The sequence below is a fragment of the Streptomyces sp. NPDC087844 genome (assembly GCF_044742785.1).
Taxonomy (GTDB): domain Bacteria; phylum Actinomycetota; class Actinomycetes; order Streptomycetales; family Streptomycetaceae; genus Streptomyces.
Genome location: NZ_JBIUVD010000026.1, coordinates 1 through 14399 on the forward strand (window position 1 = coordinate 1; position 14399 = coordinate 14399).

The following is a 14399-nucleotide window of genomic DNA, read 5'->3' on the forward strand; positions in this document are numbered from 1 at the left end:
CCCCCCCCCCCCCCCCCCCCCCCCCCCCCCCCCCCCCCCCCCCCCCCCCCCCCCCCCCCCCCCCCCCCCCCCCCCCCCCCCCCCCCCCCCCCCCCAGTACGTGACGATGGGGGAGGGTAGGGGCGGCGGGGGCGAAACCCACTCCCGCACCCCCACCCCCACCCACCTACGCCGGAACGTGCACCGTCTCCACCCGACTGGCGACCAACCGCTCCCGCTCCCGCCGAGCCGCCGACTTCCGCAACCGCAGAATCTGACTCAGCCCGAGCGCCTGCAGCACGAACACCGCCGAGAAGGCAACGGTGTAGCTCCCCCCGGTGGCATCCAGCAGCACCCCCACCGCGAACAACGTCGTCATCGACGCGACGAACCCGCCCATGTTGGTGATGCCGGAGGCGGTCCCCTGGCGCTCGGGCGGATTCGCGGGCCGCGCGAAGTCGAACCCGATCATCGACGCGGGCCCGCAGGCTCCCAGGACCACGCACAGCACGACCAGCAGCCACATCGGCGCGTGCTCGGCGGGATAGGCGAGCGTGGCGGCCCACGCGACCGCCGTCGACACGACCGTGCCGAGCGCCAGCGGCAGCCGCGCCGCGTGGTGCCGGGCGACGATCTGCCCGTACACCAGGCCTATCAGCATGTTGGAGAGCACGACGAGGGTGAGCAGTTCGCCGGCCGTCGCCCGGGACAGACCCTGGGCCTCGACGAGGAACGGCAGTCCCCACAGCAGCAGGAACACCATCGCCGGGAACTGGGTCGTGAAGTGCACCCACAGCCCGAGCCGGGTGCCGGGCTCCCGCCAGGACGCCGCGATCTGACGGCGTACGTAGGCGGCTCCCCGGTGCGAGAACGGCTCCGGTTCGTGCCCCTCGGGGTGGTCCTTCAGGAACGCCAGCAGCAGGACGAGTACGACGACACCGGCGACCGAACTGCCCGCGAACGCGGCCGTCCAGCCGACTCCGTGCAGCAGCCGGGCCAGTACGAGCGTCGAGACGAGGTTGCCCGCCATGCCCACCAGCCCCGCGAGCTGCGCGACCATCGGCCCGCGCCGGGCCGGGAACCAGCGCGAGCCGAGCCGCAGCACACTGATGAAGGTCATCGCGTCACCGCACCCGAGCAGCGCGCGCGAGGCCAGCGCCGTTCCGTACGTCGGTGAGAACGCGAAGCCCAGCTGTCCGAGGGTGAACAGCACGACGCCGAAGGTCAGCACCTTCTTCGTGCCCAGCCGGTCGACCATCAGGCCGACGGGTATCTGCATGCCCGCGTAGACGAGGAGCTGGAGGATCGAGAAGGTCGACAGCGCGGAGGCGTTGACATGGAAGCGGTCGGCGGCGTCGAGCCCCGCCACCCCCAGCGACGTACGGAAGATGACCGCGACGAAGTAGACGGAGACGCCGACGGACCAGACCGTGACGGCGCGACGGCCGCCGGGCGGGTCGCCGGGGAGTGCCAGGGAGGACGAGGAGGAGGACGACGATGACGACGAGGACGCGCTCATCGCACGTCTCCCCGGGCGAGGTTGGAGAACCAGCTGACGTGGCGGTGGACCAGGTCGACCGCCGCCTCGGCGTCACCGGAGCGCAGCGCGTCGAGGATCTCCTGGTGCTCGGTGAGCGTCTTGGTGATCCGGTCCGGGTGGGCGTGCATCACGGCGACGCCCATCCTCAGCTGCCGGTCGCGCAGTTGGTCGTAGAGGCGGGAGAGGATCTCGTTGCCCCCGCTGCGGACGATCTCGGCGTGGAAGCAGCGGTCGGTGACGGCGGCTCCGGCCAGATCACCGGCGGCGGCCTGTTGCTGCTGCTCGGCGAGGAGTTCGGTGAGGCGTTCGATCAGCGCGGGCGAGGCCGGCACCGCCTTGCGGATCGCGTGCTCCTCGACGAGCTGCCGGGTCTCCACCACGTCCGCGATCTCCTGCGCGGAGACGGGCAGGACGAGGGCTCCCTTTTTCGGGTAGAGCCGGATCAGACCCTCGACCTCCAGTTTGAGCAGCGCCTCGCGCACCGGTGTCCGCGAGACACCCACGGCGTCGGCCAGCTCGCCCTCGGTGAGCAGGGTCCCGCCCTCGTACCTGCGCTCCAGCACAGCCCGTTTGACGTGCGCGTATACGCGTTCGGCGGCGGGCGGCGGCTTCACGACGGGGGACGGGGCGGAAGGCATGCGCACAGCATAGATACAACACGTACGCATCGTCCCGGGTGGTCCAGGATATGGACGAGGTAAAAAGGGGCACCCCGACGCAGGAACTGCACATCCTTTTGTGCTACTCGTGTGTCTGAAGAGAAGGCGCCACTGCCAAGTTGGCGCTCTCTTGGGGCATTTGACACCAGTTCGGTGTTTCCAACGTAATCGGGGTAATCGACTTGATAACTGCCATTAAGGGTATGCGCGTCCGCAGAGCTGCCGCAGTGGTCTTCACCACCGGAGCCGTGCTCGCGACCGGAGCCCTCGGCACGGCGCCCGCGCAGGCCCTCACGAAGCCCACGATCGCCGCCAAGGGCGGGTTCGTGATGAACAACGGCACAGGTAAGTCGCTCTACACCAAGGCGGCGGACACCCGCCGCTCCACCGGCTCCACGACGAAGATCATGACCGCGAAGGTGGTGTTGTCCCAGTCGAACCTCAACCTGGACGCCAAGGTCACCATCCAGAAGGCGTACAGCGACTACATCGTCGCCAACACGGCCTCCTCGGCCCGCCTGATCGTCGGCGACAAGGTCACCGTCCGCCAGCTGCTGTACGGCCTGATGCTGCCGTCCGGTTGTGACGCCGCGTACGCCCTCGCCGACAAGTTCGGTTCCGGCTCAACGCGTGCCGCCCGAGTGAAGTCGTTCATCGGCAAGATGAACAAGCAGGCCAAGGACCTGGGCCTGACGAACACGAAGTTCGACTCGTTCGACGGCATCGGCAACGGCTCGAACTACTCGACGCCGCGTGACCTCACGAAGATCACCAGCAGCGCGCTGAAGAGTGCCAACTTCCGCGCGATCGTCAAGACGAAGAAGTACACGGCCAAGACCATCACGAAGACCGGCAGCACCCGCACGATGGCTGCGTGGACCAACACCAACGGTCTGCTCAGCAGCTACTCCGGTTCGATCGGTGTGAAGACCGGTTCAGGCCCGGAGGCCAAGTACTGCCTGGTCTTCGCCGCGACCCGCAACGGCAAGACCGTCGTCGGTACGGTGCTGGCCTCGACGTCCATCACGGCCCGCGAGTCGGACGCGAAGAAGGTCATGAACTACGGCTTCGCCAGCTGACCAGATCAACTGACTGCGCCGTTCCCCGCGCCCCTTTCCAGGGGCACGGGGAACGGCGCAATCTTTTAAGGGCCGCGGGGAACGGCGCAGTCTTTCGCTTTCAGGGGCGCGGAGAACGGCGCGACCTGCGCTTTCAGGGGCGCGGGGAACGGCGCAATCTTTTAAGGGGCGCGGGGAACGGCGCAGTCTTTCGCTTTCAGGGGCGCGGGGAACGGCGCAGTCTTTGAGGGGCGCGGGGAACTGCGCGACCAGCCCCCACCGGCCCGCACCCGAGCACCGACCCGCTACCCCCACCCCCGTACCCCCCTACCCCCAGGTGATCAACCGCTTCGGCTGCTCAAGAACCGCCGCCACGTCGGCAAGAACCTTCGACCCCAGCTCCCCGTCGACCAGCCGATGGTCGAAGGACAGCGCAAGCGTCGTGACCTGCCGAGCCTTGACCTTCCCCTTGTGCACCCACGGCTGCGGCTTGATGGACCCGACGGCGAGAATCGCGGACTCACCGGGGTTGAGAATCGGCGTGCCCGTGTCGACCCCGAACACCCCGACGTTGGTGATGGTCACCGTCCCGCCCTGCATGGCCGCCGGCGAGGTACGCCCCTCGCGCGCGGTGCCGACCAGCTCCCCCAGCGCCTCGGCGAGCTGCGGCAGCGTCTTGGCGTGGGCGTCCTTGATGTTCGGGACGATCAGGCCACGCGGAGTGGCCGCCGCGATGCCCAGGTTCACATAGTGCTTCCGCACGATCTCCTGGTTGGCCTCGTCCCATGAGGCGTTGACGTCCGGATGGCGCTTGATGGCGACCAGCAGTGCCTTGGAGATCAGCAACAGCGGGTTCACCCGCAGCCCCTGCATGTCCTTGTCCTGCTTGAGCTCCTCGACCAGCTTCATCGTGCGCGTCACATCGACCGTGACGAACTCGGTGACATGCGGCGCGGTGAACGCCGAGCCGACCATCGCGGCAGCGATCGCTTTGCGAACGCCCTTGACCGGGACACGGGTCTCCCGCACGCCGTCGTACGAGGCGGGCGGAGCGAGCGGGGCCGCGGCCGGAGCACCGACGGGGGCCGGTGTCGTCGCCGGCGCCGCCGCAACCGCGGGATCCTGGACGGAGGCCGGAGCAGGGGCAAGGGCAAGAGCAGGCGCAGAGGCAGGGGCCACCGCCGCGTGCACGTCCTCGCGCGTGATGATCCCGTCCGGGCCGGAGGGCGTGACCGCCGCCAGATCGACCCCGAGGTCCTTGGCCAGCTTGCGCACGGGAGGCTTGGCCAGCGGACGGGTTGCGGGGGCCGCGTGTCCGTTCAGCTCCTTCTGGACCGCCTCGGCCGCGGCGGTCGCTTCCGGCTGCTGGGCCGGTACACCTCTGCGGGGGCGGCGCTTGGTGGAGGCCACCGAGACCCCGTACCCGACGAGAACCGGCTTGCGGCCTTCCGGCGCGGGCTCGGCCTCCGCGGCAGCCGCAGGAGCCGCAGAAACCGTCGCAGCCGGAGCCGTCACAGCCGGGGCCGGGGCCTCGGCCGGAGCGGTCGAAACAGCCGAAGCGGCTGAAGAGGCCGAAGCGCCCGAAGAAGTCGTAGCGGCCGAAGAAGTCGACGCGGCCACGTCGGCCGAAGCCGCTCCGCCGCCCACATCCACCGCGATGATCACCTGGCCGACATCCACCGTCGTCCCCTCGGGGAAGCGCAGCTCGTGCACCACCCCGTCGTAGGGGATCGGCAGCTCGACGGCGGCCTTGGCGGTCTCGACCTCGCAGACCACCTGGCCGTCGGTCACCGTGTCACCGGCCTTGACGTACCACTTGAGGATCTCCGCCTCGGTCAGGCCCTCGCCCACATCGGGCATCTTGAACTCGCGCAGCCCCGAGGCCGTTTCAGTCATCGTCGTCACGACCTTCTCCTCAGTACGCCAGCGAGCGGTCGACGGCGTCGAGCACCCGGTCCAGGCCCGGCAGGTACTCGTCCTCCAAGCGTGCGGGCGGATACGGGACGTGGTAGCCGCCGACCCGCAGAACTGGTGCCTCCAGGTGGTAGAAGCACCGCTCCGTGATCCGGGCCGCGATCTCCGCGCCCGTCCCCAGGAACACCGGTGCCTCGTGCACCACGACCAGGCGGCGGGTCTTCTCCACCGAGGCCTGGATGGCGTCGAAGTCCATCGGGGACATCGACCGCAGGTCCACCACTTCGAGGGACTTGCCCTCTTCCTGGGCCGCCGCCGCGGCCTCCTGGCAGACCTTCACCATCGGCCCGTACGCGGCCAGGGTGAGGTCGGTGCCCTCGCGGACCACGCGCGCCTTGTGCAGCGGCCCGGGGATCGCCTCGCGGTTCACCTCGGACTTGTCCCAGTAGCGCCGCTTCGGCTCGAAGAAGATCACCGGGTCGTCGCTGTGGATGGCCTGCTGCATCATCCAGTAGGCGTCGCCCGCGTTCGAGGGGGAGACCACCTTCAGGCCCGCCACGTGCGCGAACAGCGCCTCGGGGGACTCCGAGTGGTGCTCGACCGCGCCGATGCCGCCGCCGTACGGAATGCGGATGACGACGGGGAGCTTGATCTTGCCGAGCGCCCGCGCGTGCATCTTCGCGAGCTGCGTGACGATCTGGTCGTACGCCGGGAAGACGAATCCGTCGAACTGGATCTCCACGACGGGGCGGTAGCCGCGCAGCGCGAGGCCGATCGCGGTGCCGACGATGCCCGACTCGGCGAGCGGGGTGTCGATGACCCGCTCCTCGCCGAAGTCCTTCTGCAGTCCGTCCGTCACCCGGAACACGCCGCCGAGCTTGCCGACGTCCTCACCCATGATCAGGACCTTGGGGTCCGATTCGAGGGCCGTGCGCAGCGATTCGTTGATCGCCTTGGCCAGCGCCATCTTTTCCGCTGTCATCGCTACTCGCCCTCCCCTTCATCGGCGAACGACGCCTGGTAGGCGGCGAACTGGGCCCGCTCCTCGTCGACGAGCGCGTGACCGTCCGCGTACGCGTTCTCGAAGATGGCGAAGCGGTCCGGGTCCGGCATGGCGCGGACGACTTCGCGTACTCGTTTGCCCAACGCCTCGCTCTCGGCTTCGAGTTCCGCGAAGAATCCCTCGTCCGCGTGGTTTGAGGTCTCCAGGTACGTGCGCAGGCGCAGGATCGGGTCCTTCGCCTCCCAGGCCTCGCGCTCCTCGTCGGCCCGGTACTTGGTCGGGTCGTCGGAGGTGGTGTGGGCGCCCATACGGTAGGTGTACGCCTCGACGAGGGTCGGCCCCTCGCCCCGGCGGGCCCGCTCAAGCGCCCACTTCGTGACGGCGAGGCAGGCGAGGACGTCGTTGCCGTCGACGCGGACGCCCGGGAAGCCGTAGCCCTGCGCGCGCTGGTAGAGCGGGACGCGGGTCTGGCGCTCGGTGGGCTCGGAGATGGCCCACTGGTTGTTCTGGCAGAAGAACACGACGGGCGCGTTGTAGACCGCGGAGAAGGTGAACGATTCAGCAACGTCGCCCTGGCTGGAGGCGCCGTCTCCGAAGTAGGCGATCACGGCCGAGTCGGCGCCGTCCTTGGCGATGCCCATGGCGTAGCCGGTGGCGTGCAGCGTCTGCGAGCCGATGACGATCGTGTACAGGTGGAAGTTGTTGCTGTTCGGGTCCCAGCCGCCGTTGTTCACGCCGCGGAACATGCCGAGCAGGTTGGCCGGGTCGACGCCGCGGCACCAGGCGACGCCGTGCTCGCGGTAGGTCGGGAAGACGTAGTCGTCCTCGCGGGTGGCCCGCCCTGAGCCGATCTGGGCGGCCTCCTGGCCGAGCAGCGAGGCCCACAGGCCCAGCTCGCCCTGGCGCTGCAAGGAAGTGGCCTCGGCGTCGAACCGCCGGGTGAGCACCATGTCGCGGTACAGGCCGCGCAGCTCTTCGGGGGTGATGTCGGCTACGTACGCGTCGTATTCGCCATTCTTGACGCGCTTCCCCTCGGGGGTCAGCAGCTGTACGAGGTCCGGCTGTGCGCCCGGCGGCTTCTTCGCAGCGGTGCGCTTTGTACCGGCGCTGCGTCGCGGCTTGCGCGCGGCAGTGCTCTCCACGGTCACGTGTGCTCCTCCGTCGGTCCGGCCCCCGGGGTTGCCGGGAACTGGGGTTCCCCCAGCTCGTCGAGAGCCGGGGGAGCGGCTCGCCTGGTCCTCGTACCCGTGCACGGGGTGGGTGCCCTCGGCCGGGAACAGGCGTGACAGGTGCCCCGGCGAGCGCCCTGCAACAAGCACGTTACCCAGTGCTTCACATTTCTGTGAAACCCCTCCTGACCTGCGTTTTTGCTCGGAGTTCCAAGTACTTTTCACTCGGACTTCCAACTATGTCGCACGCGTCGGGAACAGTCGCTGGTCACAGCACTGGTAACAGCCTGGCAGGGGGCCGGAACACCGGCACGTTATCCCGGTCACCCCGGGGACGGGAAGGGCTCGACTGGCGCAAGCGGAAAGATCGTGTGTGAGACTGACTCCGTGCGCGAAGCGGGAAAAATCACTGTTTTTCTTCTCGACGACCATGAAGTGGTCCGGCGGGGAGTTCATGAGCTGCTCTCGATGGAGGACGACATCGAGGTGGTCGGCGAGGCCGGTACGGCCGCCGACGCGCTGGCGCGCATTCCGGCCACGCGTCCCGACGTCGCCGTCCTGGACGTGCGGCTGCCGGACGGCAGCGGAGTGGAGGTCTGCCGCGAGATCCGCTCCAAGGACGAGTCGATCAAGTGCCTGATGCTGACCTCCTACGCCGACGACGAGGCACTCTTCGACGCGATCATGGCGGGCGCCTCGGGCTACGCGCTCAAGGCGATCCGCGGTGACGAACTGCTCTCGGCGATCCGTGACGTCGCGGCCGGCAAGTCGCTGCTCGACCCGGAGGCGACCGCCCGCGTCCTGGAGCGGCTGCGCGACGGAGGCAGCCCCAAGGGCGACACCCGGCTCGCCAAGCTCACCGACCAGGAGCGCAAGATCCTCGACCTGATCGGCGAGGGGCTCACCAACCGCGTGATCGGCGAGCGGCTGCATCTCGCCGAGAAGACCATCAAGAACTACGTCTCCAGCCTGCTGGCCAAGCTCGGCATGGAGCGGCGCGCACAGGCAGCCGCCTACGTGGCCCGGATGCAGGCGGGCCGACAGCAGTGAACGAAGCCCCCGCACGCGGAGAACGGGACCTACGGCCCGCGTGCGGGGGCCCGGCGCCCCTTCTCCCGGCTCTTACGGATGCCGCAGATTGGGGGGCATGCCGACCGACCAGCACATCGCCGCCGGCCTGCTCGGCCGCGTCGGGTACGGCCGGGTGGCGGCCAGCGTGCGCGCCCTGCCCTTCCTGGCACCGGCCCGCCATATCGTCGTGGCCGACCGCGTCCTGCTGAGGATGCACAGGGGACACGGGCACCACCGGGTGTGCGCGGGCAGTGTCGTCGCGTACGGCGCGGACAACCTGGGTTCCGCCCCCGTGGGCATGGAACGGTGGTCCGTGCAGGTCGTCGGTTGGTGCGACAGCGCCGAGCCGACCGACGCACAGCTCGAACGCTTCGGCCCCGGCCCGCTGCGCGTGGACGGCAGCCCTTTCGAGGCCGTGTACCTGGAGATCACACCCAGCATCGCCACCGTGCACTCCCTGGGCATCACCCCGGACATCATCCTGGAGCACCCGAACGAGCACAGTAAGTAGTGCCCCCGCCGCGATCGTCGACCGGGACCGGCTCGGCGTCCAGCCGCAGGCCGAGGAGGCGGTGCGCGCCGCCGTCATCTTCTTCGTACGCCCCGTCGGCACGCTCGACCTGCCGAAGGTACGGGCCTACGCGCGCGCGTACCGCCGCTCCGCATGGACCACCCGTCCGCACTCACGGCCGCGGTGCACCGGGTGTGGTGGGAGCGCCTCAACGACTTCTGGATACTGCGCCGGTTCTGGATACTGCGCCGGCACTACGAACGCGGGGACACCCGGGCCGACCCGCAGTTCCCCGCGGCCTCCGCGCCGGCGGTGTGGTGGACCCGGGAGTACGACGCGGTGTGCGAGGCGTTCGTGGGGTGAGGCCCCGCCCGGCCCCGGACAAACGGCACGCGCGCGTGGAGCCTGTTCCTGGGCTCCACGCGCGCGTGGACAGTCGTAAAGGAGGCGGCCGACGGGTCAGCCCTCGGCGCCGCCGGGCTCCCCGGTCGTGCCACCGTCGTCGGCAGGCGATTCCGCCGGACTCTCCTCGTCCGCAGGCGGCGTTTCGTCCTCCTCGGTCTCCGTCGGAGTGGGGTCCTTGGTCGTGGGGTCGGCCGAGGGCTCGGACTCCGTGGGCGAGGGCGTGTAGCTCGGCGACGGCTCGTACGACGGCGTGTAGTCCGAGTTGCCGCCCGTGCTCGTGTCCTCGTCCGTCTGCTCGTTGGTCGGCTCGTCCGAGGTGTCCTCGCTCGGGGTGGTGTCCTTCTCGGTCTCCGAAACGGTCGGCGTCGTCTTCGCGCCGCCTCCGCCACCACCGCCGCCACCGCCGTTCAGCGCCAGCGCCACTCCCGCCGCGATGGCTATCACCGCGAAGACGGCGAGGATCCACATCCTGCCGCGGCCGCTGCCCCGGTTGCCGTGCCCCTCGAACCCGCCGTCGTCGCCTCCGCCCCGGCCCGGAGGCAGGAGCGGTGACGGGATCTGGGCGGTGCCCGAGTCACCGGGGTACGGCAGCCCGGCCGCGCCCGCGAGACCCAGCGCCGGAGTGCTGACGCCGTCGTGCGCGGTCACCGGGCCGGTGTTCCAGGTACCGGTGTGGCCGCCCTGGTCGTACAGCATCTGCAGCCCGTACTGGACGAGTCCGCGCATCTCCTCGGCGGTCTGGAACCGGTCGTCCGGCTCCTTCGCGAGGGAACGCATGACCAGGCCGTCGAGCTCCGGCGGCACCCCGTCCGAGACCTCGGACGGGGGCACCGGGATGTCCTGGACGTGCTGGTAGACCACCGACAGCGGGGTCTCGCCGGTGAACGGGGGCCGCAGCGCCAGGAGCTCGTAGAGCAGACAGCCCGTCGCGTACAGGTCGCTGCGGTGGTCGACCGCCTTGCCGAGGGCCTGTTCCGGAGAGAGGTACTGGGGCGTGCCCATGACCATGCCGGTCTGGGTCATCGTCGACTGGACGCCGTGCAGGGCGCGCGCGATGCCGAAGTCCATGACCTTCACCGCACCGGTTTCGGTGATGATCACGTTCGCGGGCTTGATGTCCCGGTGGACGATGCCGTGCTGGTGCGAATAGGCGAGCGCTTCGAGCACACCGGAGACGATGATGAGCGCCTGCTCGGGCCCCGGGGCCTCGGCGTTGAGGAGGAGGTCGCGGATCGTGCGGCCCTCGACGAGCTCCATCACGATGTACGGGACGACCTGGTGGGGAAGGACGTCCTCGCCCGAGTCGTAAACCGCCACCACGGCATGGTGGTTGAGGCCGGCGACCGACTGGGCCTCGCGTGTGAAGCGGGCCTTCGAGGTCGGGTCCTCGGCCAGGTCGGAGCGGAGCAGTTTGACCGCCACGGTCCGCCCCAGCCGGACATCCTCGGCCGCGAACACCTCGGCCATACCACCCCGGCCGAGTCTGTGGGTCAGCCGATACCGGCCGTCCCCGACCAGTCCGCCGTTACCCCACAACTCCGGCGCATCTGACATACCGCCGCCAGTCGCCTCGGGGTCGGACGGGCCCTGAGCGCGCTGCTGCTGTGCCATCAGTCCTCGCCGTCGTTTCTGTCCGCACCGGTCGACGTAGTACGCGCGGTGGTTGTTACGGTCTCCGTCGGGCCACGCTACAGCCTCCACGCGAACCGCCGGTCCGTGATGGACCCGCTCGCGGAACCCGCGGCCGGTCCGCGGGTGCACATTCTGTGTACCGGCGGTACAGCACCTGTAACGCTTCCGCGACTCTTCTTTCGCGTACGGTCACGGAACGGGCACCGAGCTTGACGTGTCAGTGCCCTCCGGCAGACTTGGCCGGAATAACACCAGAGATCACCGGCCGCGGGAGCCACACCAGCCAACTTTCGCCCGCGTGACAGCGCACTGCCGATGGGGGACGCAGAACAATGAGCCAGGACGGGGCACACGGCCGGTACGTGGGGCGATCGGTCGCCGGCGGGCGCTATCAGCTGCGCGACCTGCTCGGCGAGGGCGGCATGGCGTCGGTGCACCTCGCCTACGACTCGGTGCTCGACCGGCAGGTCGCGATCAAGACACTGCACACCGACCTCGGCCGCGAGCAGGCCTTCCGCGAGCGTTTCCGCCGCGAGGCCCAGTCGGTGGCCAAGCTCACGCACACGAACATCGTCTCGGTCTTCGACACCGGCGAGGACACACAGCTCGACGGCGGCTCCGGTGCGCCGACCCCGTACATCGTCATGGAGTACGTGGAGGGCCGTCCGCTCGGCTCGGTCCTCGACCAGGACGTCGCGCAGTACGGCGCCATGCCCGTCGACAAGGCCCTGAAGATCACCGCGGACGTGCTGGCCGCTCTGGAGATCAGCCACGAGATGGGTCTGGTCCACCGCGACATCAAGCCGGGCAACGTCATGATGACGAAGCGCGGCGTGGTCAAGGTGATGGACTTCGGCATCGCCCGCGCGATGCAGTCCGGTGTGACCTCGATGACCCAGACCGGCATGGTCGTCGGCACCCCGCAGTACCTCTCCCCCGAGCAGGCCCTCGGCCGCGGTGTCGACGCCCGCTCCGACCTGTACTCGGTCGGCATCATGCTCTTCCAACTGGTCACCGGGCGGCTGCCGTTCGAGGCGGACTCACCGCTGGCCATCGCGTACGCGCACGTCCAGGAGGCGCCCGTCGCGGCCTCCTCGGTCAACCGCTCGCTGCCTCCGGCCGTGGACGCGCTGATCGCCCGCGCGCTGAAGAAGAACCCGAACGAGCGTTTCGTCAACGCCGAGTCGATGCGTGACGAGTGCCTGCGCGTGGCCCAGTCCGTCCAGGCCGTGCCCCCGAGCATCGTGCCGGGCGCGCAGACGTCCAGCGGAGCCGGTGTGGGCTCCGCGGTGTTCCCGCCGGTCGACCATGCGGCCCAGGCGCCGCAGGGCAACGTACAGACGCCGTACCAGCCCGGCCCCTACGGCCCGTCGACGCCCGCGCCCACACCGGCGCCGAATCCCGCGCACACCCCCGCCCAGTCGTACGGCTATCCGCAGCAGGGCGGCTACGCGACCCCGCACCAGACCGCCGCGTACGCCCCGCAGCAGGGTCTGACGACCCCGCCGCCGTACACGATGTCCCCCCAGTCCGCCGGCGCCGCCGGTGGTGGCCGCAAGAGCAACATGCCGGTGATCGTGGGTTCGATCGTCGTCGCGCTCCTCGCCGTCGGCGGGCTGATCGCCGCTCTGACGCTGGGTGGTGGCGATGACGACAAGAAGAAGACGGACGCCGCCGCCAGCGCCCGCGCCTCGGCTTCCGAGGAGGTGTCCGGACACAAGGGGCCGGACACCACGAAGAAGATCGACACGACCGAGTGCACCGAGCCCGACGAGTCGTACAACGACGAGGAGAAGATCGAGGTCCCGGACTTCAAGTTCAAGAACATCGAGTCCGTGAAGGCGTGCTTCCAGGCGGCGGGCTGGCCGTACGAGACCAAGTCGGTGGACGAGAACGCCTACGGCGAGGGCACGGTCATGAGCCAGCTCCCCGATGCGCAGTCGGACGTCGACCCCAAGAGCATGCCCAAGATCCAGCTCTATGTGTCGACAGGCAACCCCGCCTGACCCTCGCCAGAAACCTCGCCAGAAACCTCGCTAAAAACAGCACGAAGCGGCACGAGACGGCACGAGACGGCGCTAGACAGGACTAGGCAGCACTAGACAGCACGAAAGGGGCCCGGCATTTCTGCCGGGCCCTTTTCGCATGACGGCTCCGTCTACAGGTACGGACCGCCAGAACGGCCGCCCGCCCGCGGGTCGATCAGCTCTTCCTCGCCGCCCGCACCCGGCGGCAACGCCCGGCGCATCTGCTCCAACTGGGCCCTGGCCGCCATCTGCTGGGCGAACAGGGTGGTCTGGATCCCGTGGAAGAGACCCTCCAGCCAACCGACCAACTGAGCCTGCGCGATCCGCAGTTCGGCGTCGGAAGGGATGCCGTCGTCCGTGAACGGCAGGGAGAGCCGCTCCAGTTCGTCGACGAGGTCGGGGGCGAGCCCGTCCTCCAGCTCCTTCACCGAGCTGGCGTGGATCTCCTTGAGCCGTACCCGGCTCGCCTCGTCCAAGGGTGCCGCACGCACCTCCTCCAGCAGCTGCTTGATCATGCTCCCGATGCGCATGACCTTGGCCGGCTGTTCCACCATCTCCGTCACCGGGACCTCACGGGAGTCCTCGTCTCCACCGCCGCCGAGAGCCATCCCGTCCTGTCCTACGACCAGGATCTGGGGGTTCTCCGGCGACCTCTCGTTCCTCGGCATCTCCATGCCGCCATTCTCTCGCACTCACACACGTCACCAGCGTGGTGCCCCCTCCAGAACGTGATCCACCCTGTACGAACCGGTGCCCAGCGTCAGGCGGACGGTGCCGACGGGGGCGGCGGCTCCGTGGCGGCCGCCTCCGCGAGCCGCAGCAGACGGGCCTCGCAGTGGTCCAGCCAGCGGATATCGGCCTCCGCGCGGAAGATCAGATGCTCCAGGACGAACAGCCTGGCCACCTCGTCGCGATGTGCGGGCGCCTCCGCGAGCGCCCGGGCCCTGAGCCGGGTGTACGTGTGCATGGATTCCGAGAGATACCGCCGCTGCGCCTCCACGATCGCCCGGACATCGGCCCCCGGTGCCCCGACCGCCATGGCCAGCTTGATCGCCAGCTCGTCGCGCGGCAGGTTCGAACGCTTAACGGGACGGATGAACCAGGACCGCAGCTCCACCCGCCCGGTGTCCGTCAGCGCGTACAGCACGTGTCCCGCCTCGTCCGCGCCCTGCTGTACGACCAGGCCGTCCCGTTCCAGCCGGGCGAGGGTCGTGTAGACCTGGCCGATGTTCAGCGGCCAGGTCGAGCCGGTGCGCGCCTCGAACTCGGTGCGCAGCCGCGAGCCGTAGCGGGGACCGCGCTCCAGAAGCGCCAGCAGGCCATGGCGTATCGACATACCCGATCTGTACCCCGTACACCTGTGCACGCCACGGCTGTCACCGAGCGTGACAGGGCTGGGCGTGACAAGGCAGGGCGTGACAGGTCAGGGCG

12 protein-coding genes and 1 pseudogene are annotated in these 14399 nt (G+C 69.5%); 5 read left to right on the forward strand and 8 right to left on the reverse strand.

The window, feature by feature from the left end:
* Positions 1-166 precede the first annotated feature (166 nt).
* Positions 167-1498 (reverse strand): nitrate/nitrite transporter, encoded by a 1332-nt coding sequence (locus ACIOKD_RS35545; protein WP_402092103.1) that lies wholly within the window; start codon positions 1496-1498, stop codon positions 167-169.
* Complete coding sequence (locus ACIOKD_RS35550) at positions 1495-2157, reverse strand: GntR family transcriptional regulator (RefSeq protein WP_402092104.1); 663 nt, start codon at positions 2155-2157, stop codon at positions 1495-1497. Before ACIOKD_RS35550 ends, ACIOKD_RS35545 begins: the two co-directional genes overlap by 4 nt.
* Before the next feature lie 224 nt (positions 2158-2381).
* On the opposite strand from ACIOKD_RS35550, the gene ACIOKD_RS35555 reads away from it, so the two are divergent.
* Entirely contained in the window at positions 2382-3257 is an 876-nt protein-coding gene (locus ACIOKD_RS35555) for a D-alanyl-D-alanine carboxypeptidase family protein (RefSeq protein ID WP_402092106.1), read from the forward strand.
* Between the two features lie 306 nt (positions 3258-3563).
* On the opposite strand, the gene ACIOKD_RS35560 is transcribed toward ACIOKD_RS35555, so the two are convergent.
* From ACIOKD_RS35560 to pdhA, 3 genes are read right to left on the reverse strand one after another with little or no spacing between them, the layout of a single operon-like run.
* Positions 3564-5141, reverse strand: coding sequence for a dihydrolipoamide acetyltransferase family protein (locus ACIOKD_RS35560; protein WP_402092108.1), 1578 nt, complete (start codon positions 5139-5141; stop codon positions 3564-3566).
* Positions 5142-5151: 10 nt separating this feature from the next.
* Entirely contained in the window at positions 5152-6132 is a 981-nt protein-coding gene (locus ACIOKD_RS35565; protein WP_402092109.1) for an alpha-ketoacid dehydrogenase subunit beta, read from the reverse strand.
* 2 nt (positions 6133-6134) lie between these two features.
* A complete protein-coding gene (pdhA, locus tag ACIOKD_RS35570; RefSeq protein ID WP_402092111.1) occupies positions 6135-7301 on the reverse strand; it encodes a pyruvate dehydrogenase (acetyl-transferring) E1 component subunit alpha in 1167 nt (388 codons plus the stop codon).
* A 408-nt stretch (positions 7302-7709) separates the two neighbouring features.
* Between pdhA and ACIOKD_RS35575 the strand changes: the two genes are divergently transcribed.
* From ACIOKD_RS35575 to ACIOKD_RS35585, 3 genes and pseudogenes are all read left to right on the forward strand, one after another.
* On the forward strand, positions 7710-8372 hold the full coding sequence (locus ACIOKD_RS35575; RefSeq protein ID WP_402092112.1) for a response regulator: 663 nt from the start codon (positions 7710-7712) through the stop codon (positions 8370-8372).
* 97 nt (positions 8373-8469) lie between these two features.
* Positions 8470-8904: a pyridoxamine 5'-phosphate oxidase family protein gene (locus ACIOKD_RS35580; RefSeq protein WP_402092114.1), complete on the forward strand. Its 435-nt coding sequence runs from the start codon at positions 8470-8472 to the stop codon at positions 8902-8904.
* 1 nt (position 8905) lies between these two features.
* Positions 8906-9267, forward strand: a pseudogene (locus tag ACIOKD_RS35585) (aminoglycoside phosphotransferase); the annotation flags it as partial.
* A gap of 96 nt (positions 9268-9363) precedes the next feature.
* Here ACIOKD_RS35585 and ACIOKD_RS35590 read toward each other — a convergent pair.
* On the reverse strand, positions 9364-10920 hold the full coding sequence (locus ACIOKD_RS35590) for a protein kinase (protein WP_402092115.1): 1557 nt from the start codon (positions 10918-10920) through the stop codon (positions 9364-9366).
* A gap of 353 nt (positions 10921-11273) precedes the next feature.
* Between ACIOKD_RS35590 and ACIOKD_RS35595 the strand changes: the two genes are divergently transcribed.
* Complete coding sequence (locus tag ACIOKD_RS35595) at positions 11274-12947, forward strand: protein kinase (RefSeq protein ID WP_402092116.1); 1674 nt, start codon at positions 11274-11276, stop codon at positions 12945-12947.
* Between the two features lie 152 nt (positions 12948-13099).
* On the opposite strand, the gene ACIOKD_RS35600 is transcribed toward ACIOKD_RS35595, so the two are convergent.
* Both ACIOKD_RS35600 and ACIOKD_RS35605 read right to left on the reverse strand, forming a co-directional pair.
* Positions 13100-13642, reverse strand: a complete 543-nt coding sequence (locus ACIOKD_RS35600; protein ID WP_402092118.1) for a bacterial proteasome activator family protein — start codon at positions 13640-13642, stop codon at positions 13100-13102.
* A gap of 86 nt (positions 13643-13728) precedes the next feature.
* A complete protein-coding gene (locus ACIOKD_RS35605; RefSeq protein WP_402092120.1) occupies positions 13729-14304 on the reverse strand; it encodes a PadR family transcriptional regulator in 576 nt (191 codons plus the stop codon).
* Positions 14305-14399: the final 95 nt, after the last annotated feature.